At 69.9% G+C, this 25,225-nt stretch carries 22 protein-coding genes and 1 pseudogene; 11 read left to right on the top strand and 12 right to left on the bottom strand.

What is annotated here, in order from left to right:
- Window positions 1-46: 46 nt before the first annotated feature.
- Window positions 47-1,804, bottom strand: coding sequence for a histidine ammonia-lyase (gene hutH, locus ACH4U8_RS13475; protein WP_379990955.1), 1,758 nt, complete (start codon window positions 1,802-1,804; stop codon window positions 47-49).
- A 360-nt stretch (window positions 1,805-2,164) separates the two neighbouring features.
- Between hutH and ACH4U8_RS13470 the strand changes: the two genes are divergently transcribed.
- Window positions 2,165-2,650 carry a hypothetical protein gene (locus ACH4U8_RS13470; RefSeq protein ID WP_395777779.1) on the top strand — a complete coding sequence of 162 codons (486 nt, stop codon included), beginning with the start codon at window positions 2,165-2,167 and terminating at the stop codon, window positions 2,648-2,650.
- 171 nt (window positions 2,651-2,821) lie between these two features.
- Here the strand turns inward: ACH4U8_RS13470 and ACH4U8_RS13465 are convergent, their stop codons facing one another.
- The gene (locus tag ACH4U8_RS13465) at window positions 2,822-4,321 is read right to left on the bottom strand and encodes a SulP family inorganic anion transporter (protein ID WP_395777777.1); all 1,500 of its coding nucleotides are present in this window, start codon (window positions 4,319-4,321) and stop codon (window positions 2,822-2,824) included.
- Window positions 4,322-4,694: 373 nt separating this feature from the next.
- Here ACH4U8_RS13465 and ACH4U8_RS13460 point away from each other — a divergent pair, with 373 nt between their 5' ends.
- Entirely contained in the window at window positions 4,695-5,096 is a 402-nt protein-coding gene (locus tag ACH4U8_RS13460; RefSeq protein WP_360324356.1) for a MerR family transcriptional regulator, read from the top strand.
- A 694-nt stretch (window positions 5,097-5,790) separates the two neighbouring features.
- Window positions 5,791-6,237: a cupin domain-containing protein gene (locus ACH4U8_RS13455; protein WP_395777775.1), complete on the top strand. Its 447-nt coding sequence runs from the start codon at window positions 5,791-5,793 to the stop codon at window positions 6,235-6,237.
- A gap of 617 nt (window positions 6,238-6,854) precedes the next feature.
- On the opposite strand, the gene ACH4U8_RS13450 is transcribed toward ACH4U8_RS13455, so the two are convergent.
- Window positions 6,855-7,790 (bottom strand): NADP-dependent oxidoreductase, encoded by a 936-nt coding sequence (locus ACH4U8_RS13450; protein ID WP_395777773.1) that lies wholly within the window; start codon window positions 7,788-7,790, stop codon window positions 6,855-6,857.
- 78 nt (window positions 7,791-7,868) lie between these two features.
- Window positions 7,869-8,729, bottom strand: a complete 861-nt coding sequence (locus tag ACH4U8_RS13445) for a DODA-type extradiol aromatic ring-opening family dioxygenase (protein WP_395777771.1) — start codon at window positions 8,727-8,729, stop codon at window positions 7,869-7,871.
- A gap of 179 nt (window positions 8,730-8,908) precedes the next feature.
- On the opposite strand from ACH4U8_RS13445, the gene ACH4U8_RS13440 reads away from it, so the two are divergent.
- Entirely contained in the window at window positions 8,909-9,382 is a 474-nt protein-coding gene (locus ACH4U8_RS13440; protein ID WP_395777769.1) for a MarR family winged helix-turn-helix transcriptional regulator, read from the top strand.
- A 109-nt stretch (window positions 9,383-9,491) separates the two neighbouring features.
- On the opposite strand, the pseudogene ACH4U8_RS13435 reads toward ACH4U8_RS13440, so the two are convergent.
- Together ACH4U8_RS13435 and ACH4U8_RS13430 are read right to left on the bottom strand one after the other, a co-directional pair.
- Window positions 9,492-9,904 (bottom strand): annotated as a pseudogene (locus ACH4U8_RS13435) (MMPL family transporter); the annotation flags it as partial.
- A gap of 16 nt (window positions 9,905-9,920) precedes the next feature.
- Complete coding sequence (locus ACH4U8_RS13430; RefSeq protein ID WP_395777768.1) at window positions 9,921-10,049, bottom strand: hypothetical protein; 129 nt, start codon at window positions 10,047-10,049, stop codon at window positions 9,921-9,923.
- A 392-nt stretch (window positions 10,050-10,441) separates the two neighbouring features.
- Between ACH4U8_RS13430 and ACH4U8_RS13425 the strand changes: the two genes are divergently transcribed.
- Window positions 10,442-10,918, top strand: coding sequence for a hypothetical protein (locus ACH4U8_RS13425; RefSeq protein WP_395777766.1), 477 nt, complete (start codon window positions 10,442-10,444; stop codon window positions 10,916-10,918).
- A gap of 261 nt (window positions 10,919-11,179) precedes the next feature.
- Here ACH4U8_RS13425 and ACH4U8_RS13420 read toward each other — a convergent pair whose 3' ends face one another.
- From ACH4U8_RS13420 to ACH4U8_RS13400, 5 genes are all read right to left on the bottom strand, one after another.
- Complete coding sequence (locus ACH4U8_RS13420) at window positions 11,180-12,370, bottom strand: globin domain-containing protein (protein ID WP_395777764.1); 1,191 nt, start codon at window positions 12,368-12,370, stop codon at window positions 11,180-11,182.
- Window positions 12,371-12,445: 75 nt separating this feature from the next.
- Window positions 12,446-12,895 (bottom strand): RrF2 family transcriptional regulator, encoded by a 450-nt coding sequence (locus ACH4U8_RS13415; RefSeq protein ID WP_395777762.1) that lies wholly within the window; start codon window positions 12,893-12,895, stop codon window positions 12,446-12,448.
- Window positions 12,896-13,225: 330 nt separating this feature from the next.
- Window positions 13,226-14,215, bottom strand: a complete 990-nt coding sequence (locus ACH4U8_RS13410) for a phospholipase (RefSeq protein ID WP_360319099.1) — start codon at window positions 14,213-14,215, stop codon at window positions 13,226-13,228.
- Between the two features lie 1,130 nt (window positions 14,216-15,345).
- Window positions 15,346-16,632, bottom strand: a complete 1,287-nt coding sequence (locus tag ACH4U8_RS13405; protein WP_360319097.1) for an Ig-like domain-containing protein — start codon at window positions 16,630-16,632, stop codon at window positions 15,346-15,348.
- 223 nt (window positions 16,633-16,855) lie between these two features.
- Window positions 16,856-17,707, bottom strand: coding sequence for an SAM-dependent methyltransferase (locus ACH4U8_RS13400; protein WP_379991358.1), 852 nt, complete (start codon window positions 17,705-17,707; stop codon window positions 16,856-16,858).
- A gap of 395 nt (window positions 17,708-18,102) precedes the next feature.
- Here ACH4U8_RS13400 and ACH4U8_RS13395 point away from each other — a divergent pair, with 395 nt between their 5' ends.
- From ACH4U8_RS13395 to ACH4U8_RS13370, 6 genes are all read left to right on the top strand, one after another.
- On the top strand, window positions 18,103-18,627 hold the full coding sequence (locus ACH4U8_RS13395) for a hypothetical protein (protein ID WP_395777760.1): 525 nt from the start codon (window positions 18,103-18,105) through the stop codon (window positions 18,625-18,627).
- 763 nt (window positions 18,628-19,390) lie between these two features.
- Complete coding sequence (locus ACH4U8_RS13390) at window positions 19,391-19,834, top strand: DUF6325 family protein (protein WP_395777758.1); 444 nt, start codon at window positions 19,391-19,393, stop codon at window positions 19,832-19,834.
- Between the two features lie 43 nt (window positions 19,835-19,877).
- Entirely contained in the window at window positions 19,878-20,162 is a 285-nt protein-coding gene (locus tag ACH4U8_RS13385; protein WP_360319091.1) for an SHOCT domain-containing protein, read from the top strand.
- A gap of 331 nt (window positions 20,163-20,493) precedes the next feature.
- Complete coding sequence (locus ACH4U8_RS13380; RefSeq protein ID WP_395777756.1) at window positions 20,494-21,831, top strand: hypothetical protein; 1,338 nt, start codon at window positions 20,494-20,496, stop codon at window positions 21,829-21,831.
- A gap of 420 nt (window positions 21,832-22,251) precedes the next feature.
- A complete protein-coding gene (locus tag ACH4U8_RS13375) occupies window positions 22,252-22,635 on the top strand; it encodes a PLDc N-terminal domain-containing protein (protein WP_395777754.1) in 384 nt (127 codons plus the stop codon).
- Between the two features lie 87 nt (window positions 22,636-22,722).
- The gene (locus ACH4U8_RS13370; protein ID WP_360319085.1) at window positions 22,723-23,556 is read left to right on the top strand and encodes a class II glutamine amidotransferase; all 834 of its coding nucleotides are present in this window, start codon (window positions 22,723-22,725) and stop codon (window positions 23,554-23,556) included.
- 43 nt (window positions 23,557-23,599) lie between these two features.
- On the opposite strand, the gene ACH4U8_RS13365 is transcribed toward ACH4U8_RS13370, so the two are convergent.
- Entirely contained in the window at window positions 23,600-25,216 is a 1,617-nt protein-coding gene (locus ACH4U8_RS13365; RefSeq protein ID WP_395777752.1) for an MFS transporter, read from the bottom strand.
- Window positions 25,217-25,225: the final 9 nt, after the last annotated feature.

The following is a 25,225-nucleotide window of genomic DNA, read 5'->3' as shown; positions in this document are numbered from 1 at the left end:
GCGGGTGTCGTCGACCGGTGTGTCGAGGACACCCGCGACCGTCATGTCACCCGGTCGACCGCCGCCCCGAAGCGCCGCCCGTCCCGGTCGCGGGGTCGGTCTCGGTGTGGACCCAGGTGATCATCGTGTCGAGTTCCGGGGCCATCCAACGGTCCTCCTTCAGCATGGGCACCACCTGCCGGATCCTTTGCTGGACGGCCTCGGTGCCCTTGGCCATCGGGAGGCCCTTCATGAAGGCGTCACCGCCCTCCTCGGGCCCGATGTTGCCGACGATGTCGACCCCTTGGGCGGTCATGAGCCACGTGACGCCGAGGATCTTCTCGAATCCGTCCAGGTTCTCGTGCAGGTGCCGGACCGACGCCACGGCCATGGTGTTGTGATCCTCCTGCCCGAACTTGACCGGCCGACTGAGCACTCCGGCCGGGGCCGCGTGGACCTGCATCTCGGGAACGACGGCCGCGGAGACCGTCTGGACCTGCACCATGCCGGAGTTGAGCCCCGCCTTGTCGTTCTTGCCCCACACCCCGACGAGACTGGGGGTCAGCCCGTAGCTCCACTCCTTGCTCATCAACCGTTCGCCCAACGCGTGCAACAACAACGCCACATCCGTCATCTGTGCGTTCAGGGTGTCGACGGCGTGGCCGATGCGCGCCGCGTCCCAGTTGCCGCCCATGACGAACTCGCAGGAGTCCTTGCAGAAGATCAGCGGGTTCGACGTGGACGCGTTGGCCTCGTCGGCGACGATCCGCCACGCCTCGTCCACGGTGCGCCGTGCGGTCCCGATGATCTGGGGCGCGGCCCGCACCGAAACGGCGTCCTGGACCCGCGGCGAATATCCGCCGAGGGTCTCCGGGTGATCCTCGAACGCCTTGCGGCCCGGCTCGGTCATCCACTGGCTGCCCGAGGTCAACGTCCGGACCCGGTCGGCCACTTCGGCCTGCTCGGGAAACTTTCGCTCCTCGTGCGTACGCGAGTCCAGAGAACCCTGCTCGGCCCGGATCGCCTCCATGAACAGGGCGAATGCCTGTTCCGTCTGATCCAGCAGCGCGGCCGAACGGGCGACAGCATGGGCGTATCGGGCGGTGAGCACGCTGTTTCCGCTGATCAGGGGAAGGGCCTCGCCCTGCTCCAGCGCGAAGGCCGCAGGCAGCTTCGCCGATTCGACCGCCCGGGCCGCCGTGGTCGTCTGTCCTCGGAACCAGGTACGGGCGTCCTTGGCCTGTTCGTCTCCCGTGAGGACCAGGCCCGCCTGCGCCATGGGCTGAAGATCCCCGGTCCCCAGCGGACCGATCTGGGGAAGCACGGGAGTCACTCCGGCATTGAGGAAGTCGAGGGTGCGTTGCACGAACCCCGAACGCACGCCCATGTGACCTCGGGCCATCGTGTTCGCCCGCAACAGCAGGGCGAGCCGGGTCACCCGCTCCGGAACGTCCGCTCCCACGCCCGATGCGTGCGAACGCAGCACGTTCACCTGGAACTTGAGCTGTTGCTCCGGGGTGAGAGGCTCTCCCTTCAGAGGTCCCAGTGCCTGGTTCCACCCGTAGACGCGATGACTCTTGTCCTTCAGGTACTCCTCCGCGCCCTTGCGCACGGAGTCGAGGTTCCCCTTGGCCTGCGGGGACAGTTCGACCCGCATGGGTTCCCCGCGCAGCACCGCTCGGATCAACTCCGGCTCCAGGGAGTTCCCGTCCAGGACGACCGCCCGCTCCGCTGCGACGGCCCGGTCGGCAAGCCTCGCCGACGCCGCCTGGCCGACGGCGGCCGGGGGACCCGCGGGCCCGACCAGGGCTCCCACGGCCAGCATCGCGACCGCTCCACGAACGATGCGTCTTCGCACCGATACGTTCATGATCAACACCTCCGCCCTTAATAGGATCAAAGGGGTAATCGAGTGATCCGCCTTTGCTCCGTCGGTGGGCGGGGCGCCGGCATCGCAAACCCTCCGAACCGCTCCGCCCGCGGCGGCGTTGCCGGATTCCGGAGCGGATCGGGTACGTCCGGATGCGGGGGATGACGGTGCCCACCCGTCCTGTCACGCTCGACATCCGACGAGCCGCTCCCTGGCGCGGGAACGAAGGAAAGGGTCGGGATGAAAGAGGGGGCGACGAGCCGTCGAGGCGCGCTTCGGGCTGCGGCCCTGTCGGTCTGCGGCACCTTGGCAGCCGTGAGTCTCCTGGGGTGTTCGGGTGGGGGCTCGTCCGGCCCGGACCGCATCGGGGACCGCGCCGAGTTCACGGGACGAGCCGCCGCGATATGCGGCGAGGTCGTCTCCCGACGGAACGCGAATCCGGACTACGCCAAGGACCGGCGGGCGATCCTCGAAGCCTTGGTCGCCGTGCGCGGGAAGGGGCTCCCGGCGGCGGACGCCATCGCCGCGTTGGACCGGGCCGTCCGGGAGTTCGAGCACACGACGCGCGATCTCGCGCGCGTCCGGTCGACGGACGCGACCTGGGCGGCTGCCTGGGCCGAGGTCGCCGACGCCGTCCGCGGGGACACGCAGGTGTACCGCGATCGACGCGCCGCGGTGCGCGCCGGCGACCCGGCCACCCTCGCGGCGGCCTTCGACCCCGGGCGGCTCGCGTCCGACATCGGCGCGCCCCTGACCCGCCTGAACCTCGCCGAACGCGATTGCCGCCTCCTCCTCAGGTGACGGGGCGCCACACGAACGGCGTCCGAGGTTCGGATCGGACGTACTTCCCGGCCATGGCCCGGACTTGCCGGACCGGGCCCGGCCGGTACCGGCTGCCGCCGGCCGGGGCCTGAACGCGCGTGGTTCGCCGCCCTCGACATCGCCGTCGGCACGGGCGGCGGACGCGGTCGGTCAATGGCCGCGTGAGAGTTCGCCGGTGAGATTGCCGTGTATGGCGGCGGAGCGTTCGTCGAGTCCGGTGATCTCGACGGTTTTGCCGAAGCGGGCGTATTTGGTGGTGATGGCATCCAGGGTGGCGACCGTGGAGGCGTCCCAGATGTGCGCGTCCGTCAGGTCGATGATCACGTGGTCGGGGTCGTTGGGGTAGTCGAACCGGTAGACGAGGTCGTTGCTGGAGGCGAAGAACATCTCGCCGGTGACGTGGTAGACCACACTGTCGCCGTCGGGGTCGACCACGGCGTTGACGTCGGCGAGGTGGGCGACGCGTCGGGCGAAGATGATCATCGCGGTGATCGAGCCGACGACCACACCGACGGCGAGGTTGCCGGTGGCCACGACGATCACGACGGTGACGACCATGACCGTGGTCTCGCCGATCGGCATACGTTTGAGCGTCGCGGGCGCGATGGAGTGCCAGTCGAACGCGCCGACCGAGACCATGATCATGACGGCGACCAGGACGGCCATGGGGATGTCGGAGACCACGGATCCGAAGACGACGCACAGGACCATCAGGAACACACCGGCCAGGAACGTGGACAGCCGGGTGCGGGCGCCGTTCTTGACGTTGATCATGGTCTGCCCGATCACCGCGCAGCCGCCCATGCCGCCGAAGAACCCGGTGACGATGTTCGCGACGCCCTGGCCGATCGACTCGCGGGTCTTGTTCGAGCGGGTGTCGGTGATGTCGTCGACGAGCTTGGCCGTCATCAACGACTCCATCAACCCGACCAGCGCGAGGGCGAGCGCGTAGGGGGCGATCGTGGTGAGCGTGTCCGTGTTGTAGGGCACGTCCGGGATGCCGGGGGTGGGCAACGAGGAGGGGAGCCTGCCTTCGCCGCCGACGTCGGGCACCGCGATGCCGGCGCCGAGGGTGAGGGCGGTGAGCGCGACGATGGACACCAGCGGTGCGGGGACGACCTTGGTCAGGCGCGGGAGGAACACCATGATCAGCAGCGCGGCGCCCAGCAGGGGGTAGACGGCCCAGGGCACGTCGTGGAGTTGGGGCACCTGCGCGAGGAAGACCAGGATGGCGAGGGCGTTGACGAACCCGACCATCACCGAACGGGGCACGAACCGCATCAACTTGGCCACGCCCAGCACCCCGAGCAGGATCTGGAAGACGCCACCCAGGACGACGGCGGCGACGAGGTAGCCGAGTCCGCGATCGTGGCCGAGGGGGGCGATGACCAGCGCGACGGCACCGGTGGCGGCGGAGATCATCGCCGGACGCCCGCCGACGATCGAGATGGTGACGGCCATGGTGAAGGACGCGAAGAGGCCGACGGAGGGGTCGACGCCGGCGATGATGGAGAACGAGATCGCCTCGGGAATCAGCGCGAGCGCGACCACCAGCCCGGCGAGGATCTCGACGCGGGCGACCTTCGGGGACGACAACCAGGCGGGCCGCCCGATGCGCAGGCGGGCGGAGGACGGGGCGGGATTGGACAAGGCGGGACCTTCGGTGTGTCGGGCGTGCCGGCCACCGCGTCGCGGGAGCGGGATCGCGTGCGTGCCGCGACACCGTCGGGAGCCGCGGCTCACCGGGGCGGCGCGGGTGGAAGTGGTGGGGTGACCGGCCGAGGGCGAGCGGCAGCCGGAGGGCGCCGCGTCAGCGAGGGGCCGGGATCACGGTGGGCAGGAGGCAGGGCCGGGCGATGTCATCGCGCCCCCTCCTGGGACCGGGGCGGGGCGCGGAATGCCTGGCCGTGGTGTCGTTCGGGCACAGGACCCATCGGCCCCGTCGACCACCGACCCTACCCTAACGTTACGGTAGAGATCACGTCCGGGGCTTCGCTGCGGACTTCAGGGCGGAAGGACGCACGTGGACCAGGCGCACATGCAGATCGGCGAGGTGGCCGAGCGCACCGAGTTGTCGTTGCGGACGATTCGGCACTACGAGGAGGTCGGCCTCGTGGTGCCCTCCGCGCGTTCGCAGGGCGGTTTCCGCCTGTACACCGAACCGGACGTGGCCCGGTTGATGCTGATCCGCCGGATGAAACCGCTCGGGTTCTCGCTGGAGGAGATGCGCGACCTGCTCGCGGCCACCGATCGGCTCGACGACCCCGCCACCGACGCACCCGAACGGGCCGCTTTGATCGCGGTGGTGCGCGGATTCGAGGAGACGACGCTGCAGCGCTGCGAGGCGCTGCGCGTACAGCTCGACCGCGCCAGGGAGTTCGCTGCCACACTGCGCGAGCACACCGCACCCGCACCGCCCCGCTGACACCGGATCACCCCTCCCTGTACGGATCGACCCGCCTCCGAACCCGGGGCGCTCGCCACAGAGCGGGCGCGGCGGCGACCACACCGGGTTCCGGCCGACAGGGGAGGTATCCGTCGTGCCGATCGGCGTGAACGGCAGCTCGGCCCGGAGCCCGGCGATACGGGTTCCGGGCCGTCCCGGTGCGGCGAAAACCGCAAGTCGTCGACCCCACCCTGCGCGGCATCGCCCATGCGGCGAACCCCCCGAGGCCGCAGGTGCCGGCGCCCACGTCATAACGACCCTGGGGGCTGCCATCGACGCCCTCGCCCACGCTCAGGAGCATGCCCTCACATCCTGACGATCCGTCAGAAACCCGCCGCCCGCTGTGAGTTCATCGACGACCCGCAGTACGAGCGCGGCGATCCGGGTCGCCCCCCGGCCCGCCGAGTCGAACGCGAACTCGTCGGCCACCTCGGCGAACGCGACACCCTGCTCACCGCCAAGGGCGGCCGCATCCCATGGGCTCCACACTGTCGGCAACCGGCGCCGCGGCGTACGCCCAGGCGCCGCACAACGGGGCGGAGCCGGATCGGAAGCGCCGACCGGCCCGACGCGCGCTCGTTGCCGATACAGCAAAGATTCTTGCCATTTCCGATGGGAGGTCGCAGTCTGAAGCACGGCCGTTCGGCCGTTCCAAACCACCAGGAGGCTTGCGATGAGCAACCCGATAGACATCGACGGTGCACCCGGGAACGACGGCGAAACACCAAGAGGGGACCGGCTTCGCCACATCCGCGCCGGCGAGGCGCAGGGGCCCGCGGCCGTCATCAGCGGCGCCACGGTCGGTTCGAGGAAGCTCTGGATGGGCCTGGTGGTCAATCCGCCGTCCAGCGCGACGGACAACCACCACCACGGCGATTCCGAGGCGGGCGTCTACGTGGTCAGCGGGAACCCTTTGTACTTCTACCACGACGGCACCAAGGAGGTACGCATCGAAGCCGGCCCCGGCGACTTCCTCCACGTACCGCCGTTCGTCCCCCACCGCGAGGAGAATCCCGACCCGAACGAGCCGGTCGTCGTCGTGATCGCCCGGACCACTCAGGAGCCGATCAAGATCTCCGTCCCGGAGCTGTACCGGCTCGAAGACACACCCGCGCACTGACGGAAGACGGGCCGGCGAGCGCGGGGTTCGCCGGCCCCCGTGCCGGAAGTCCGCGACACCGGCAACGGCGGCCACACAGGCGGGTCACAGGTCCGCACCCACTCCCCTGCGCGCGGGGAACGGCCGACGGGATGGAGAACCCGCATTCTTGGAACTCGCCCTGCGTGTAGGCCCCGCGGACCTGCCGGGGACTCTCGTGGAAGAGTTGCGTATCCCGGGAAACCGCAGAGGGTTGCGCGGATCATGTCCCGTCGAGCGGCCGTGACAGGACCGTCCACGCAACCCTCCTTCCCCTCATCCGACTGGCCGCACAGGGAAACGAGGACATCCACTTCCCCGAGCCGCGGGTCGTGCCACGTCACCGAAGACCTCGGCGTCGGCAACACGGTGACCGGCGTCGTTGAAGTCGGGGTCTCCGTGGGAGATATGGCCGCCACAGCCGTTCAGGACGGCGCTCCCGGCCCGGCCCCGCATCGCAGCCCGGTGTCGCATCCGAGCGCGTCGCCCGGCGCCTTCGACGCCGCTGCGCACGAGGCGGGCGCGGCCGTGGTGATCAGCGCCGCCGCCGTGAAACCACAGCGGGAGAACGAACGGCCGGTGGCCCCGCCAGGGTGTGGTCAGGGTGCGAGTACGACCGTCTTGCCGGGCAGCCGGCCGGCGCCGGCGTCCTCGTGCACGGCGGCCAGTTCGGTCGCCGGGCGGTGCGCGGCGACGTGGAGTCGGAGCTTGCCGGCGTCCACCTTGGCGACCAGCTCGGCGAGTTGGGCTCCGTCGCTGCGGACCCACAAACTCGCGGTGCGCACGCCCCGGGCGGGGTCGTCGGGGATCGGGCCGGCCGTGCCGGCGGCGATCCCGCCGTCGGCGACGTAGTTCGTGAGCTGCGCGAGTTCTTCCGGGGAGACGCGTACGTGGTTGATCACGGCGTCGAACGGGCCGCCGACGGCGGCCGGGCCGGCGGCGAGGTCGAGGGGGTCGACGACCCGGTGGGCGCCGTAGCCCCGCAGGCGGTCGGCGTGCCGTGGTGTGTCCACCGCGGTCACGTGTGCCCCGGCGTCGACGGCGAGTTGCACCACGAGGCCGCCCACGGCGCCGCCCGCGCCGTTGACCAGGACGCTCTGCCCGGGCTTCAGCTCGGCGAGTTCGAACGCCGTCTGCCAGGCGGCCAGACCGGTCAGCGGCAGCGCCGCGGCGTCGACCAGCTCGATCGTCCGAGGCGCGGGGGCCAGGGACTCTGCCGGGGCGAGCACGTACTCGGCGGCGCCGCCCGCCAAGTCGAGGGGCAGCATCGCCACGACCGGGTCGCCGACCTTCGGGCCCCTCACGTCCGCGCCGAGTTCGGCGACGGTGCCCGCCAGGTCGATCCCGGGCACGTACGGGAGGGTGATCGGGAGCATGTCGGCCAGGGCGCCGGCGCGGATGTGGTCGTCGACCGGGTTGAACGAGGTGGCCGCCACCCGCACCAGCACCTGCCCGGCGCCGGGGACCGGACGCTCGACGTCCTCGTGGCGCAGGACCTCGCTGCTGCCGAACTCGTGGAAACGTATTGCCTTCATGGCACTTTCCTCCTGGGCGTGTCGATGTCGTCGCCGCGGGTGCGGCGATCGGGGGGACGGTGGAGCGCGTCGAGGCGCTCAGGTGAGCTGCACGGACCGGGTCGAGTTGCACATCACCATGCGGTCGACGGCGCTCACCGCGCTGCCGGGATCGTCGGCGGCGCCGACGGTGAACAGCAGCGGGACGAAGTGCTCGGCCGTCGGATGGGCAACCGCGGCACCGGGAGCCTTGTTGCGGTAATCGACGAGCGCGTCGACGTCGCCCCGGGCGAGGGCGTCGGCGGCCCACGCGTCGAAGGCCGCGGTGTCGGCCGCGAGTTCCGGCCGCCGGAAGACCGCGAGGCTGTGCGTCATGAAGCCCGAGCCGAGTACCAGGACGCCTTCGTCACGCAACGGCCGCAACCGTGCCCCGAGTTCGAGCAGGGCGCCGGGGTCGAGGCCGGGCATCGACACCTGCACGACCGGGACGTCGGCCGCCGGGTACATGGCCATGAGCGGGATGAACGCGCCGTGGTCGAGGCCGCGGTCGGCGAACTCGTGCACCGGCGTCCGGCCCAGCAGGCCCGTGAGCCGCCGGGCGAGGTCGCCGGCGTCCGGGGTCGCGTAGGGAAGAGTTTTGTAGCGGGGGTGGAATCCGCTGAAGTCGTAGTACAGCGGGGTGCCGGCCGCGGCTCCGGATATCGCGACCGGTGCCCGTTCCCAATGGGCCGAGACCACGACGACCGCCCGGGGCTTGGGCATCGACCGGCCCCAGTCGAAGAGGTCGCCGAGCCACTGCGGATCGTCGAGGGTGAACGGCGCCCCGTGGCTGACGAACAGGCTGGGCAGCGGCCCGTCCGACGGCTCCCACACCCGCTGCTCGCGCGCCTGTGGCAGAACCCGGGCAAGAAGGTCGTCGTACGCCCCGGCCGGCCCGCTCGCAGGGACGGGAGACGTCAAGCCGTTCGGGGAGGCCGGGCTGTTCGTGGTGGTCGTGGTCGTGGCAGTCGTCGCGATCAGCTCCTCAATTGACTTGCCTCGGCAAGTTATTTCACTTGCCTGGGCAAGTTGAAAACTAGCGCACCAAGACTTGCCCAGGCAAGTCAATGCGAGTTGCCCGGGCAAGTAGGATGGGGCTCATGGACACCCAGTCGCCCTGGCTCGACGACGACCAGCAGGACCTGTGGCAGGCGCTGCTCACGGTCGTCGTCGCCCTCCCCGCGGCCCTCGACCGCCAACTCCGGCGGGACGCGGGCATCTCCAACTTCGAGTACGGCGTGCTGGCCCGGCTGTCCGCGGCCGACGAGGCCACGATGCGGCTCGGCGACCTGGCCCGGGTCTGCGACAGCACCCAGCCCCGCCTGTCGAAGACGATGGACCGCTTCGAAACCCGCGACTGGGTCGCCCGCCGACCCGACCCCGGCGACGGCCGCTACACCCTCGCCACCCTGACCGACACCGGCCGGCACAAACTCGTCGAAAGCGCCCCGGAACACGTCGCCCAGGTGAAGCGGCTCGTCTTCGACCCCCTCACCGCCGCCCAACGCCGCCACCTGGAGACCGCACTCACCCGCATCGCCGCCACCGTGCGCCGAGAACTCGAAGGAGGCTGAACGCGTCCGACACCCCGAGCGGCGGCGCCGTTGCTCGGTCCGCCCGGTCTCACGCCAAGGCAGCCTCGAACCGGTCCGGGGAAGCCCCCCGGTTGTGCCGCGCGCCGGATCAGTGCCGTTCCAACTCCACCTTCGGCAACAGCCGCGCCAACGGCGCCGGAAGCCACCACGCGTGAAGGCCCATGAGCTGCATGGCGGCGGGAACGATCGGACACCGGATGATCAAGGCGTCCACGAAGATGACCACCGCCATCCCGAACCCCACCTGCTGCAGCCTGCGTTGCGGACTCAGCATGAACGCGCCGAAGACCACGACCATGATCGCGCCCGCCGCCGTGATCAACGACCGGTGTGCGCCAACCCCTCACGCACCGACGACGCGTAATCCCGGGTGCACCTCCACTCCCCATGGATCCGCGAGACCAGGAAAATCTCGTAGTCCATGGACAGCCCGAAGACCACCGCGCAGATCATCACCGGGTTGAACGCCTCGATCGGCCCCGGCTCCACCCCGAACATGCCGTAGCAGGTGGCCCGACTACTGCTCGGCTTCACCGCCGGGCAACACCTGCGCCTGCGCCCGGCGTTCGTCAACGGAGTCCCCCGGCTGGTCGTCCGCGATCCGCAGGACGTGCTGTCGGTACCGGCCCTCACCGTCGACGCGCACCGCATCACATCCGTCGACGTCGTCCGCAACCCCGACTCCCGACGGCGGCACGTACCTACCGGAACCCGCGTGCCGATCGGGTCCGCAACGCGAATGTCCGCTCAGTGGTGTGCTCCCGCCGGCCTGCGGCCGCTGTCCGGTCTCAGCCACCCAGGCGTCGTCTCACCAAGCATCCGAAAGGCGTTCTCCGATGTCCGACGCGGTCGTTGCAAGTCGGGCCTTGCCGCCGGCTGAATTCGCCGTCGGCGCACACGATGTCGGGACGGTGGTGCATGATCCTCGGCACGGATGCCGGAACTCGACCGACACGCACCACACTTGCGACACGCGGGTTCAAGGGATTCGTTCGGTTCGAGGCTTCGCCGGGGAGCGGTGTACCGCCGACAGACGGCGTGTACGTGGTACTGCGCGTCGAAAGCGGGGTGCCCGGACTCCTTGCCGTCAGTCCCGCCGGACACTTCAAGGGCCGAGACCCGTCGGTGGACGTGGCGACGTTGCGGGAGGCCTGGGTGAACGGCGCCGAGGTGGTCTACGTCGGCAAGGCGCCGGTGGGTGCCAATGGGCGGCGGGGCTTGCGCAAGCGGTTGGACGAGTTCCGCCGGTTCGGCGCGGGCAAGCCCGTCGGCCACCGGGGTGGCCGGTACGTGTGGCAACTCGCGGATGCGGACGCCCTCTTGGTGGCCTGGCAGGAGACTCCCGACCGGGATCCCGCCACGGTCGAGACAGCCCTCATCGCGGATTTCATGGCCATCCACGACGCCCGCCCGTTCGGGAACCGCAACCGAGGTCACCGTACGACCCCTGCCACACAGGAACGAGACGGAAGCCCGATCGACCCGGTTCGCCGAGACAACGACTCGATGTCTTGAGACCTGACAGCGGCCCTGCGCCGGAACGAGCCGGGCGGATACCTCGGTTGCGAGGAAGAGGGCCGGGCCGGTGTCGGCGGTGGTTCGAACTTCGGATTCGGTGATCGCCGCGGCGTCGACGAGTGAACGCAACCCCCGGGCGGCCGGGGCCGGCGTGGTCGGCCCCGGCAATTGGCGGATGTGGCACGGAGCGTGTGCGCCGATGGTGGCCGTCGGGCGACCGAAGTCGGTTCGGTCGCCCGTACGTCGGCGCGTTCGCTGCTACTCGCCGCCCAGCCACAGGTCGGGGCCGAACACCTCGTAGTGGATGTCGGCGGGGCGCACGCCGAGTTCGATCAGCCGGGCACGCACTCCGCGCATGAAGGGCAACGGGCCGCACAGGTAGGCGCGGGCGCCGGTCGGGATCGTGATGTCGGTCAGTTCCATGCGGCCCCGACGGGTCGCGGGCACGTCCTCGGCCCCCGCCGACTCGTACCAGAAGTGCACTGCTCCCGGGGCCAGTTCGTCGGCGAGTCGGGTGTGTCGGGTCCGCAGCGCGTGTTCGGCCGGGGACCGGTCGGCGTGCAGGACGGTGACGGGACCGGCGTGGTCGACGCGCACGAGGTGGTCCAGCATCGCCACGATCGGGGTGCAGCCGATGCCGGCGGAAATCAGCAGGAGGGGCGCGGCGTCATCGACCGGCGGTACGTCGCCGTAGGGGGCGGACAGGGTCAGTCGCGACCCCACGTGCCCGTGCGCGTGCAAGTGGTTGGAGACCTCGCCTTCGGGCACACCGTGTACCCGCTTGACCGTGATCGACAACGTCTCAGCGGGCGCTGCGGACAGGCTGTACTGCCGTATCTGCCGTGCTCCGTCCGGGAGTTCGACCTGAACCGAGACGTACTGCCCCGGCCGAAACCCCGGCACCTCGTCACCGGCGCACGGGCTCAGCCGGAACGTCGCGACATCGGCGGTCTCCTGGACGCGTTCCACGATCTCCCAGGTACGCCAGGTACTCCCGTCCACGGCGCCCGCTTCGGCGTACAACCGTTCCTCGATCGCGATCAGGGCGTTCGCCATCAGCCAGTAGACCTCGTCCCAGGCACGGGCGACATCGGGCGTCACCGCCTCGCCGAGCACGTCGACGATCGCCTCGAACAGGTGGGTGTGCACGATCGTGTACTGGTCGCGGGTGATGCCGAGCGACGCGTGCTTGTGCGCGATCCGGGCCAGCATGGCGTCCGGGCGAACGTCCGGGTGCTCGACGAGCGCGGTCGCGAACGCGGCGATCGAACCGGCCAGCGCCTGCCGTTGCGAACCGTCCGCCTGGTTGCCGCGATTGAACAGGTCGCGCAGCAACTCGGGGTGGGCCGCGAACATCTTCTTGTAGAACAGGTCGGCGATGTCGCCGATGGCGGCGCCTACCGCCGGGAGCGTGGCGCGAACCGTCCGTGTGGTCTGGGCGGACAACATTGCGACTCCTAATTGGTATCTCAGATGCGTATTAAAGGGCGGCGATGACGAGAGACACGGAAAGCCGAGAAAAGATCAGCCGGTCCCGGTGGGCGCGCGGCCGATCATGCCGATGAGCGTCGGGCCGGACGGCGAGGTGACCAGGTCGGCGAGGGTGATCGGGTCGAGTGACGCGTAGAACGCCTCCTGCGCACGGCGAAGCACGCCACGCAGCCGGCAGTTCGCGACCAGCGGGCACGGCACGTCGCCCTCACAGGCCACGACATCGCCGGCCCCCTCGAGTTCGCGGACCAGCGCCCCCATGGACGCCGCCGGCGCACCCGCCCCCAGACTCAGACCTCCACCACGCCCACGGCGGGCCTCGACCAGCCCGAGGTGTTGGAGACGCGCAACGGCCTTGGCCGTATGGGTGTACGGAACGCCGATGACCTCCGCCACCCGACGGGTGGTCAGCAAGTCGTCCCGAGCCGCCGCGAGACACATCAACACCCGCAGCGCCACATCCGTGAACATGGCCAATCGCATGAGAGGCACGCTATTTAATACGCATCCCAAATGCAAATTAACCACGACTCCTGGCCCGCCCCGACCCGACGCCACACCGGAGCGGGCCGGGCCGGGTCGGGAAGCACGAAGAGCAGAGCCTCGCCCAGGGCTTCGCCACGCTTCGATTCGAGGGAGTCGTCGTAGCCGTGGGGGACTTCGTCCCGATCCGACCCGACCCGACTCCATTCCTTCCCTTCGAACGTCGGGCCGTCGGCCGGAAGCGGCCGACGGCCCGACGGAACCCGCAGGACGGGAAACAGCACAGGTCCGTCCCCCGGGGCACACGCCCGCCCCCGGGACCGCGTGGGACTACCTGAACAGGCGGTCGCCGCTGTTGGCCATGCGGTGGGTGCCGCTGTGGCCGTTCACCCAGTCACGGACCATCTTGACCGCGTTGCCGCACTGCCAATTGTTGTCGTAGTCGCGCACCCCGGTGAAGGCGCCGTAGCCCGCGATGATGCCGTCCACACGGGCGTTGCCGAGGAGCTTGTCGACGTACCACGGATCGTTGTAGGTGGTCGTCCAGGAGAACGTGGCCGCGAGTCGTCCGGCGGCGCGGTCCCCGGCACCCTTCTTCAGCTCCGCGCAGGTATTCCAGGTGGCCTCGGTGCAGTTGCCGAACCCCTTGGTGATGTCGCTGTCGCCGTAGTCCATCGCCCGCTTGCCGTTCGGGAATCCGGAACCGGATCGGTTGAACGCGTTCACGGCCTGATCGCGGGTCCCGGTCGTGGTGATGCCCTCCAGCGGGCCGAGCCTGCCCTCCAGGCTCTGCCAACCCCGGCCGCCGATGTCCGGCGTGTTGCCGCCGTGGTACTCGTAGAAGCCGTAGAGCACCTGGATGCCGGCGGCCGTCAGGCGCTGTGCCTTGTCCCGCAGTCCGGCGACGCTGCAGGTGCGGTTCGGCGCCTCTCCGCAGTAGTTCGGGTCCTTGATGTCGAGCCAGACCAGCGACAGACGGCGTCCCGCGTTGGCGTTGGAGAGGATGCGGTCGATCATGCTGTCGAAGCTGGGGCCCAGCCGATTCTCACCGGCCGAGGAACAGTCGTGCCAGGCACGCCATTCGTTCGGATTCCACCAGGCACAGACGTCGACCTCGATCGCGTTGGCGCCGTGGTTGATCGCCGCGTCCACGCCGTCCAGGGTGTCGACCCGGTGCGCGATGGCATAGATCGCCTGACGCTGATCGGCCGCCGCCGCCGGAGTCGTACCGAGCAGGGTGACGGCGACAAACCCGCACAAGGCCGCCACCAGCGCCGCCAATTGCCGTGGCCTGGTGCCACGCCGTGGGTGAGTGGTCAAGACGCTACTCCTTCGTTCGGGTCATTCGGGTGTCCCGGGGCGCACGACCACCGAGCGTCGACATCCGCGTCGACGTCGGCGGGCGGGTGCACGCCGGATCGGCTGCCGCAACGTTCGGCGCGCACGCTCGCCCGCAGAGCCGACCGGCTGAGTCGGGCCCGCAATCGCCGTGACGCCATTGGCAGTTGGTCCATCGGCTGCTGACGCCGGGTTCTTGAACGTGAGCATCACAAACGTCACGCGGCGGCCACGGATCGGGTTGCATGCGATTGCGAACAACCGCGGGCGGCATACCCGACCGGCGCGGCAGCCGGGCCGGCCGCTCGCCGAAACGAACTCGGAGAATCACCGGTTCGTGCGGAGGAGGCCGCGCGCGGCCTCCTCCACCCGACCCGGCACGGCTCGGACCTGGGCTCCGCAGGACACGGCGGCAACGCAACCGGCCACAACATCGACGGGCTCCTGCGCGGCACCACCCTGCCACCGCGCTCATCCGACTCGGCCTGGCCGACTTCGCGACCACCGTCGCGGCATCCCCGACCCTCGAACGGCTATCGACCCGTCCATGGGGACGTCGGACGACAAGGGCGCCGAGGCGCTCCGCACCGGTCGGCCGCTCAGGCATCCACGGGCGGCGGCCCTCGGCCACCACTTCATCACCACCACGATGCAGAAGCGCGTCGCCACCGCCGCGCCCGACCCCGACCACGCTCAGGAGCCCAACGGCAACAACGACAAGGCTTACCGCTACGTCACCGGGCGACCGACCCGCCCGGGACGCGCGAGTGTGCAAGTCGCCGGGCGCGGCCCCACCGCAGTGGTTTCGATGCCCCACACCCACACCACCACCCGTCCGACACCGGACCGGTATGTGCGCAGCCCCCGACCCACCGGGACCCGCCGGTCGGTAGGGCGCCCGGAGCGCGATGCCGCGTCCGACAGCGGGTTCGGGCGCGGACACGATCCGCCGCTTCGGCCACCGGCTCCCGGACCCGGCCGACGACGACGCGTCGCTCGTGAACGCGGCCGAGCCCCCTGGTCGACGGCGACATCACCGGCGCCGGCGTCACCGCGATGTCGCCGCCGCGCCCGGATCGGGGCGTGGTCCGGTCGGACCCAAGCAGATCCGGTCAGACCTTGGTCCACTGGGCCCACGTCAAGGTCCAGCCGCTCCAGCCGTTGTCCGCGTCGATGACCCGCTCCGGCGAGTTGATCACCTCGACCACGTCGCCGACCAGCGAATTCGCATAGAACCAGGCGCCCGGTTTGCCGGCGTCGCCGCCGCCGACCACATCCTCCAGGCCGACACAGCCGTGGCTGGTGTTCGACCGGCCGAACGGCGGGTTCGCCTTGTCCTTGAACCAGTGGTTGCCGTGCACGTAGGTGCCGCTCGTGCTCAGCCGCATGCTGTGCGGGACGTCCGGGATGTCGTACGAGTCGGCGCCGAAACCCACGCTCTGCCCGGACATCCGGATCGTGCCCTCCTTGGCCATGATCAGCATCTTGCCGTTGTAGGTGGTGAATTCGTCGCTGCCCAGGCTGGCCGGCAGCTTCTTGAGCAACGCGCCGTCGCGGGTGACGGTGAGGGTGTGGGCCTTGCTGTCCGCGACGCTGGTCTGCGCCCGACCGACGGTGAAGGTGACGGTCTTCTTCTGCTTGCCGTAGACGCCCGGGGAGGTCTGCTTGCCGTCCAGGTCCAGCCGGAGGGTGACCTTGGTGCCGGGCCGCCAATACTTCTCCGGACGGAAGTCCAGTCGCGTATTTTCCTTGAACCAATGACCCTTGATTTCGACTGCGGGCTCCGAGGTGACCGTCACCGACCGGTTGACCAGCGCCGTGTCGGTGACCGCCTTGCCGAAGGTCAGCGACACGATCATGCCGACGCCGTAGGTCTCGTTCGCATCGATGTTGAAGTAGCCGTAGTTGGTGTTCGCCGGGGTGAGTGTGGTGAACGAGGACTGCATCGCCGACACCAGCCCGGCAGCGTCCGTGGCACTCGCGGACACCGCGTACTTCATTCCGGTCTGCAGTGCCGCCGACGGGGCCCAACTGGCCCCGTCCGGTGCGATGGCGCCCTCGACGGCCGTGCCCTCGGCGGTCTTCACGACGACCTCGGTGAGCTTCCCGGCGGTCGCGGTGACCTTGAGCGCGCCGTCGGTGGCCACGCCCGTCGCGCCGTCCTGCGGGGTGACCGTGACCACCGCCTTGGACGTCTTCGGCGCGTCGCCGCCGGGATCCTTGGCCCGAGCGGTGGACTTGCCGTCGCCGGGGCCCTTGCCGCCCTTGTCGTCCTTCGAATCGCCGCTGCTGCACGCGCCTGCGCCCAACAGGGCGACGCACAGCGCCAACGCCGGCAGGACGCGGCGGGCGCGCCGCGCCGGAGACCTCCTCGGGTCTTCTCGGGTGGTATTCGGCATGCGCTCTCCTCGGTTGTGGTTCCCGAAGGAATGACAACCGCGGCCACCGAACACGTCACGGGGTCTGCGCATGACGTGTATCACCGCTCGAACCGGGAACCGGGAGCACCCGAACCACGGTGTGAGCAGCGGAGGTTCGCCGCCAGGCCGGCTTGGGCATGGGCATGCCTGTCGACCCCGCCTGTCGACCCCGCCACCCGGAAGTCCGGCCGACCCGGCTCGGTCAGAGCTTGCGGGCGACTCCCCCGAACTCGATCCATTCCGCGGTCTCCTGGGTCGGCCCGGGCGTTCCGTCCGGGCGCCAGGTGGAGACCTCGACGAGGCCGGGGTCGAGCAGTTCCAGACCGCTGAAGTACGTCTCGACGTCCGCCGCCTCGCGGACGCGCCCCCAATTGCCCTGGGTGGCGGTGAGCATGAAGTCGCTCAGACGCTCGCGTACTTCGGAATCCGCCGAGACCAGGTGCGAGATGACGACGAAGCTGCCCGGGGCGAGTCGGTCCATGACGCGTCCGACCAGAGCCGCCGGTTCGTCGCTGTCCGGCAGGCAATGCAGGACCGAGACGAACAGCGCCGCGGTCGGCTCGGTGAAGTCGATCAGCTTGGCCACGTCGGCGTTGCCCATGATCGCGTCGGTGTCCCGAAAGTCCGCGGTGATCACGGTCGTTCGGTCGTTGTCCGCGAGAATCGCGCGTCCGTGCGCCAGCACGATCGGGTCGTGGTCGATGTAGGCGACGCGCGACGCCGGGTCCACGCGCTGTGCTATCTGGTGCACGTTGTCCTGGGTGGGCAGGCCGGATCCGTGGTCGAGGAACTGCCGCACGCCGTACTCGCTCGCCAGCACCCGGACCGCGCGCTGGAGGAAACGTCGATTGTTGATCGCGAGCGCCCGTGTGCCCGGCGCCGCCTTGGACAGTTCCTCGGAAGCCTCTCGGTCGGCCCGGTAGTTGTCCTTGCCGCCGAGATAGTAGTCGTACATTCGCGCCACGCTGGGAACCGTGAGATCGAACCCGCCGGGCGGGCCGACCCTGGCCTGGCCCCGGGCTTCATCCTGCGCGTCGATCGGGCGCTCTGCCATGCGAATCCCCTACGTATATCAGGCGATTGACTGCGCGTCACACGATATGAACACGCCGGACACAGCCTAACCGATGCTTGATCGAGTCCATGTCCTGCCATGGTGTGGCCCCGCCGCGACACGAGATCACCTCCCGCCTCCGGCCGGCCGGCCGGCCGATCGCCACCAGCCCCGTCGAAGGCGCCTACCGCCGGCCGACCGCCTCGACAGCCCCGGCGCCCGTTCGGGACTCGACGGCACCGAAGCCCGAAGCCCGTCCACACCGAACCGACACGAGTGCCATACCTACCGGTCGCCGGTCGCCGGTCGGTGCCGACGCCGAACGGCGGCGCCGGTCACCCACGATCCCGCGACCGCGACAGGCGCCGTCCGCTCCCGCCTTCTACCGTGTAGAAATGGCCCACCCCCACCGACCGTCGGAGAGATCGCGATACTCGGGCGCGACACGCACGTCCCGGACCGACTACGCCGGTGCCGTCTACGGATCCCTGCTCGCGGCCTCCGTGGTGGCCACCGCCGGGACGCTGGGCCAGTACCCGCGACTCGAACTCAGCATCCTGCTCATCGTCACCGGTCTCGTCTTCTGGGCCGCCCACGTCTACGCCCGCCTGGCCGGTGAACGCGTCCGCGGCTCACGTCCCACCCCTGCCGAACTGCGCCGCGTCGCACGCCACGAACGGTCCATCGTCGAGGCCGCCGTAATCCCCGCGGTAACCGTGGCCGTGAGCCCCCTCCTCGGCCTCGGACTCGCCGCCACCGCATGGCTCGCGCTCGGCATCGCCGTGATCCAGCAGGTCGTCTGGGCCTCCCTCGGCGCCATCGCCGCCGGCGCCGGCCGCAAGCAGGTGGCCGCCGAAGGCGCGGTGAACCTCCTCCTCGGCCTGACCATCGTCGCCGCCAAGGCGGCGCTGGGCCACTGACCGGCACCCGGTTCGCCCGAAGCCGCGCAGCGGTACGCATGCCGGGTCACCTTGTCGCCCGTCGGTCCCGCCGTCCGCGCCCCCGCCCCGGCACCGGTCCGAAGCGAGCCTCGACCCCCACGCGGGCAACGCTCCGCCTGCCGACACCCGTTCGACGCATCCCGGCCAGGGCGGCGATCAGGGGCCTGCCCACTCCCCGAGCATGCGGAGCGTCGAAGCCGGCGGGCCGACCCTGGGATTCGAGGCCCGGGACGGTGAATTCGTCCGCATGGAGCACCGACGGTGCGCCGACCTTCCGCTTCCCCCTTTCGGCCCTGAGACCGCCTGTCCCCGACACCTCGGCAAGATGGCGGTGTCGGCAACCAAGATGGCGGTGTCCGCAACACGGAAGACCACGCCGACGGGCCGAACGAGCACGTGGGCTCACACCACACCCACGTCCGCCCCGGTCGCCGGTGGTCGAAACCGTCGGGTGCCCCCGTGCGACGGAAGGTGTGGCAACACGAGGCGGGCCCGGTCCGTCCCGGCGCTCGCCGTGAACCCTCCGCGACCGGCGCGCGAGACTACGCCGCACGTGCCGAGTCAGGGCTGCCCCACCCCGGGAATCGACCGAGAGTCGAGATGCGTCCCCACCCGTCCGCTGCTGCAATGACGAAGGTGACGGTCACCGGTCGGTCCCCGAGCCATCCCCCGCCGCGAAAGCGCGTGGGCGGACCGTACCGAAACACTCCGACGACCCGACCCGACCGGACGAGGAGCCCACATGAGCAACGAACCCAACGAGCCCGGCCCGATCGACTACCTGGTGATCGAGTTCCCCGGAAGTCGAATGACCGGCGAGGGCCTACCCCTCCTGATCGATCTGGTCGATCGCGGCATCATCCGGGTGCTGGATCTGATCTTCATCCGCAAGGACTCGGACGGATCGGTCCGAGGAGTCGAACTCGCCGACCTGACCGGAGACGATCGCCTCGACCTCGCCGTCTTCGAGGGAGCCTCCTCGGGGCTGCTCGCCCAGGACGACATCGACGACGCGAGCAGGGTCCTGGAGCCCGGCAACTCGGCAGCCGTCCTCGTCTACGAGAACGTGTGGGCCGGCCCGCTCGCAGCCGCCTTGCGCCGTGGCGGAGCCCGGCTCGTCGCCAATGGGCGTATCCCGGTCCAGGAGATCGTGGCGTCTCTCGACGCCGCCGAGACCAAGGCCTGAGCCGCTTCCGAACGCTGTTCCCGCACCAGTGAGGAGACAGATCATGCCCGGCCTTCTTCGCGGCATCGCCCGCACCGCCGTCGTCGCCGGAACCGCCACCGCGGTCTCCAACCGGGTCTCCCGGCGCCAGGGCGGTCGCTGGGCCCAGCAGGAATCGCAGCAGACCGCGCCCCAACCCGCCTACGCCGCCGAACCCGCCCCACCCGCACCGGCGGACGACATGAGCAGCAAGCTCGCCCAACTCAAGGAGTTGGGCGAACTGAAGGAGCAAGGCGTGCTCAGCGAAAGCGAGTTCGAGGCTCAGAAGGCCACGATCCTCGGCTCCTGACCTCGGGTCGGAGGACATCGGCCCGCCGGAAGCGCCTGCGGCGCGGCACCGGGCGGGCCTCGATCCACACGAGCGGCCCGTCCGGCGCCGCCATCAGGATCGCCCTGATCGTGACCTGTCGGCGGAGCCGGACGCTCGTGGGACGGCACGGCGGATGCCCGTTCACAAGCCCCACGCGGGACGCACATCACGGAACCCCCGCCCGGTCGCAAGCGCCGAAACCTCGGCTTCCACCCGCCCCGGTGGCGTAACCGGGAGTGCATGACTCGGTACGCTCTGCACATATTCAAGCCGTGTACGGCAATTCTTCCGCAGCCGCCCGGAGAGTGACATGAGTACGCAGTCAGAGCCGCCCCACGACGGGTCCGCCCGGGCCGACCACGTGCCGGACCACCACCGGGGCTCGCGCGCGGGGCGGATCGCGATGAGCATCGTCTCGGCAGTGTTGATCACGCTCACCTGCGTCCTGGTACCGGTCTCGCTGATCACCGTGTGGGTGCACGACATCGTGCTGAACACCGATCGATACGTCTCGACGGTCGCCCCGCTCGCGTCGAACCCCGCGATCGAGGCCGCGATCGCCGACCGGATCACCGAGGCGGTCGACGTTCGGGTCGACGGCAAACAGGTCACCTCGGACCTTGCGGCCTGGTTGGAGTCCCAGGGGTTGCCGCCTCGGGTCGGCAACGCCGTGAAGTCGCTGGCACCGCAGTTGGACGACGCGGCGACCCAGGCCGCCCACAAGGCGGCGACGCGTTTCGCCCAGAGCGACAGGTTCGAGACCGTCTGGAAGAGCGCCAACCGCACCGCGCATTCGGCGCTCGACCACGCGCTCACCGGCAAGGGGCGGGGCGCGGTCGGGGTCGACGAGGGCACCGTCACCCTCGATGTCGGCGCCGCCGTGGACTCGGTCAAACAGGACCTCGTGAACGCCGGAGTCAGCCCTGCGGACAAGATTCCCGACGTCGACAAGCAAATGGTCCTCGTCCAGTCCGACAAGCTGAAGAAGTTCAGGAACGCGGCGCACGCGCTCGACGTGCTCGGCAACTGGTTGCCCATCATCGCCGTCGTCCTCGGCGCGATCGGGGTACTCCTGGCCCGGCGTCGACGCCGGGCCCTGGTCACCACCGCCCTCGGCGCCGCCTTCGGCTGCCTGGTCGTGGCCATCGCCCTGGTGATCGCGCGGCGCTTCTATCTGGACCACCTGCCCGCTCAGGTGCAGTCCCCCGCCGCGGCCTCGGCGATCTTCGACACACTGCTGCGCTTCCTGAAGAACAGCCTCCGCACCGGGATCGTCCTGGGTCTGGTCGTTGCCATCGGCGCCTACCTGTCCGGGCCGGGGCGACTGCCGCTGGCCCTGCGCGGATCGATGGAGCGTGCGGCCGACTCCGTCGCGCGGTGGGCCGACACCCACGGGCTGCACACGGGGAGGACGGGCACCTGGGTGGCCGCTCACCGTCGGTGGCTCGCCATCGGCGCGCTCCTGGTCATCGCCCTGTGGTTCGCGCTGTGGAACCACCCGACCGGGCTGACGATCCTGCTGCTCGTGGTCGTACTCCTGGTTCTGCTCGCGATCATCGCGCTGTTGGCCGCGACCGGACGAACGACGCTCTCGCGGACACAGACCACGAACGGGCGGCCGGGTCCGGTCGGTGGCGGTATGCCGTGATCCGCTCGACCCCGGATCGGGTCCGGCGACGAGCGTGACGGACCCCGGGCACGACGCGGTCGCGATCCCACCCGTCCACGCCCGGGTCCGGCCGATTTCGGTGTCCGCCGCGGCTCGCTCGGCGGCCGTCGGGTCGCCTTCCGGTCGCGTGGCGGGGCACGCCGGTCGGGCCCGCTGCTCGGCCGCTTCGGATGAGGTGGACGAGCGGGTGCCGCCGTAGACTTGATACCAGGCCGCCGTACGGTGCGAGCATCGGTGTCCGCACAGTCGCGCGGAGCGCCCGGGCGGTGGCGAGCACGCCGGAGAAGGCGAAAATCCCGGGCGGCATCCAGCGGCGTATCCCACGGATACCGGATGGCATGCCGGGGGGCGGTCCCGACTTTTGCAGATCCCACCGGGGTCGAGCGAAGGAGACCGACAATGGACTATCCACTCCTGAACGCGTTCTGGACCATGCTCTGGTTCTTCCTGTGGATCCTCTGGATCATGCTCCTCTTCCACGTGTTCAGGGACATCATCCGCGACGACTCCCTCAGTGGATGGGCCAAGACGGGCTGGCTGGTCCTGTGCGTGATCCTGCCGTTCATCGGCGTCTTCGTGTACTTCGTCGCCCGCGGGCGCGGCATGGGCGAACGCGACCGCCACCGGGTCGAGCAGCAACAACAGGAATTCCGCTCCTATGTGCGGGAAGCCGCGGCCACACCGGGCACGTCCGAGGAACTGGCCCGCATCGCCGAGCTCAGGAACGACGGTGACCTCACCGTCGAGGAGTACGAACGAGCCAAGGCCAAGATCCTGGCCTGAGGTCGCGGCCGAGGCGGGACAGCCTCCGGGCACGCACCACCGGGTCGCAGGACGCGGCCCGGACACGAGACCGAGAGGCGACAGCCGATGTGCCGATGGCTTGCCTACACGGGAACGCCCGTACTACTCGACAACATCCTGTACAAACCGACGCACTCGCTGATCGACCAGAGTCTGCACTCTCGGTTGGGCGTCGAGACCACCAACGGCGACGGGTTCGGCGTCGGGTGGTACGTGCCCGGCATCGACGCTCCCGCGCTCGTCCGGGACACCGGTCCGGCGTGGAGCAGCCGTACTCTCCGGGAGATCGCCGAGCACGTCAGCTCTCCGCTGATCTTCGCTCACATACGGGCGTCGACCGGGACCGCGGTGCAACAAAGCAACTGTCATCCGTTCCGACACGGGCGCTGGATGTGGATGCACAACGGCGCCATCGCCGATTTCCACCGCGTGAAGCGGGACCTCGCCCTGGCCGTCGATCCGCAACTCTTCCCGGACATCGAGGGATCCACGGACTCCGAGCTGATGTTCTTCCTGGCCCTGACACACGGCTTGGAGCAGGACCCGCCGGGGGCCGTCGCGCGGATGGCCGGTCTGGTGGAACGCATCGGTCACCGGCACGACGTGGAGTTCCCGCTGCAGATGACGGTCGCGCTGAGCGACGGACAACGGTTGTGGACCTTCCGCTACTCCAGCCGAAAAGCCTCACGCTCGCTTTTCTACAGCACTCGCGTGGAAACGTTGCGAGCGTTGCACCCCGATACCGGGTTCCTGCGCGGAATATCCGACGATACTCGCCTGGTCGTGTCGGAACCGCCCGGCGATCTGCCCGGGGCGTGGAACGAGGTCCCCGACGGCAGTTGCGGCATCGTGCAGCCCGGAACGGATGAACTGCTCGAATTCACACCCCTGCCCGCATAGCGTCCACCGCTTCCACCACCAGCGGCGGGCGCGGCCGGGATCGCTACGTCCGCGCCGAGCGGGGTTGGGTCGTGGGGATGCGCCCGGTGAAGAACAGGGCGAGGAGAGCGCTGAGGGCGAGGACGGCGAGCGCGGCCCGCAGGCCGTCGAGTCTGGCTGCCTGGTTCTCCTCGATGGCGGCCTGTTTCACCTCCGGCGTCAGGTGGGCCTTGTCGAGGGCGGAGTCGAGTTGCTCGTCCGACAGGAAGGGCGCGCCGCCTTCGAGTTCCACGGTCGCCCGGCTCGTGACCGACGCCGGAATCGCCGGGTTCCGCTCGATGGCGGCCAGGAACGACGAGGTCATGGCGGCGATCAGCAACGACCCGGCGAGCGCCGTGCCGATCGAGGCGCCGAGGTTGGTGACCGCGTTCTGCACGCCGCCGACCTCCGCGCTCCGTTCGTCCGGGAGCGCGGATACCGTGACCGATCCGAGCTGCGACGCCAACGCGCCCATGCCGAGTCCGATCAGCAGGAGCGGCACGGTGACGATCTCGGGGCCGGCGTCCGCGTCGAGCGCGGCCATCATGGCGACCGCCCCCGCGAGCAGTGCCAGGACGCCGAGTCGCACCACGCGTCGCGGCGAGACGTCCGGGAGGAAGCGCGGGATCAGGATCGCGGCGGCCAACAGCGTGAGCGAGAGCGGCAGGATACGCGCACCGGTCGCCAAGGCCGATAGGCCCAGCGCGATCGACAGGTAGAGCGGAACGACGAAGAACACGCCCATCTGCACGAGGTACTGGAAGAAGAACATCGTCAGACCGCCGGTGAGTTGCCGATTGCGCAGCATCGACGGATCCACGAGCGGATCCCTGCCCCGGGCCGACAGCCGGGTCTCCCAGGACAGGAAGAGCAGGACGAGGGCCACTCCGGACAACATCAGCCACACGACCATCGAGACCCCCAACCAGGCCGGCGCGTCGGGCTTCGGCCGAAACCACCCCCACTCGGCCGACCGGAGCACGCCGAATACGAAGACCCCGAGCCCGGCGGCGGACAACACCGCGCCGACGACGTCCAGGCGCTCCCGCGCGCCGACCGGCGCGTCGGCGACCCGGGCCGCGAGTACCAGGATCACCGCCACGAGCACCACCTCGCCGGCGAAGACCCAGCGCCAGGAGAAGTAGGTCGTCGCCACACCACCGATCAGCGGGCCCGCCGCGATCGCCACGGCCCCCGCCGCGGCAACGAGCCCGTACGCGGAAGGGCGCCGCTCCGCCGGGAAGTTTCCCGCCACCAGCGCCACGATCGCGGGCAGGATGAGCGCCGCGCCGACTCCCTCCAAAAGCGCCCAACCCAGCAGCAACACCGACAGGTTCGGGGCCAGCGCGGTGGTCAGCGAACCACACCCGTAGATGCCGCACCCGATCATGAACCCGCGCCGACGACCGATGAGCCCGCCGATCTTGCCCCCCGGAATCATGAGCATCGCCATCACGAGTGTGTAGGCCGTGATCGCACCCTGGATCCCGGTCACCGTCGTGCCCACGTCCTCGGCCACCGTCGCGATCGACACGTTCATGACGGAACTGTCCAGTGCCATCAGGAACTGCCCCAGGACAAGCGGAATCAACACCAGTCGTGGCCCTGCGGAACGCACCGGTTTGTCCATCGCGGCTGTCATGGCCACATG

Origin of the sequence: Embleya sp. NPDC020886 (assembly GCF_044333915.1) — a bacterium.
Lineage (GTDB): Bacteria > Actinomycetota > Actinomycetes > Streptomycetales > Streptomycetaceae > Embleya.
This window is presented reverse-complemented; position numbering and strand designations above follow the sequence as displayed.

What these genes read in the sequence shown, in the direction of transcription:
- hutH (WP_379990955.1), bottom strand. Translation starts at nt 1,804, where the DNA reads ATGCTGGCCGTGGGAGCCCTGGTCGGGCCCGCGGGTCCCCCGGCCGCC.
- ACH4U8_RS13455 (WP_395777775.1), top strand. Translation starts at nt 5,791, where the DNA reads ATGAGCAACCCGATAGACATCGACGGTGCACCCGGGAACGACGGCGAA.
- ACH4U8_RS13450 (WP_395777773.1), bottom strand. Translation starts at nt 7,790, where the DNA reads ATGAAGGCAATACGTTTCCACGAGTTCGGCAGCAGCGAGGTCCTGCGC.
- ACH4U8_RS13440 (WP_395777769.1), top strand. Translation starts at nt 8,909, where the DNA reads ATGGACACCCAGTCGCCCTGGCTCGACGACGACCAGCAGGACCTGTGG.
- ACH4U8_RS13420 (WP_395777764.1), bottom strand. Translation starts at nt 12,370, where the DNA reads ATGTTGTCCGCCCAGACCACACGGACGGTTCGCGCCACGCTCCCGGCG.
- ACH4U8_RS13415 (WP_395777762.1), bottom strand. Translation starts at nt 12,895, where the DNA reads ATGCGATTGGCCATGTTCACGGATGTGGCGCTGCGGGTGTTGATGTGT.
- ACH4U8_RS13405 (WP_360319097.1), bottom strand. Translation starts at nt 16,632, where the DNA reads ATGCCGAATACCACCCGAGAAGACCCGAGGAGGTCTCCGGCGCGGCGC.
- ACH4U8_RS13400 (WP_379991358.1), bottom strand. Translation starts at nt 17,707, where the DNA reads ATGGCAGAGCGCCCGATCGACGCGCAGGATGAAGCCCGGGGCCAGGCC.
- ACH4U8_RS13395 (WP_395777760.1), top strand. Translation starts at nt 18,103, where the DNA reads ATGGCCCACCCCCACCGACCGTCGGAGAGATCGCGATACTCGGGCGCG.
- ACH4U8_RS13390 (WP_395777758.1), top strand. Translation starts at nt 19,391, where the DNA reads ATGAGCAACGAACCCAACGAGCCCGGCCCGATCGACTACCTGGTGATC.
- ACH4U8_RS13385 (WP_360319091.1), top strand. Translation starts at nt 19,878, where the DNA reads ATGCCCGGCCTTCTTCGCGGCATCGCCCGCACCGCCGTCGTCGCCGGA.
- ACH4U8_RS13380 (WP_395777756.1), top strand. Translation starts at nt 20,494, where the DNA reads ATGAGTACGCAGTCAGAGCCGCCCCACGACGGGTCCGCCCGGGCCGAC.
- ACH4U8_RS13375 (WP_395777754.1), top strand. Translation starts at nt 22,252, where the DNA reads ATGGACTATCCACTCCTGAACGCGTTCTGGACCATGCTCTGGTTCTTC.
- ACH4U8_RS13370 (WP_360319085.1), top strand. Translation starts at nt 22,723, where the DNA reads ATGTGCCGATGGCTTGCCTACACGGGAACGCCCGTACTACTCGACAAC.
- ACH4U8_RS13365 (WP_395777752.1), bottom strand. Translation starts at nt 25,216, where the DNA reads ATGACAGCCGCGATGGACAAACCGGTGCGTTCCGCAGGGCCACGACTG.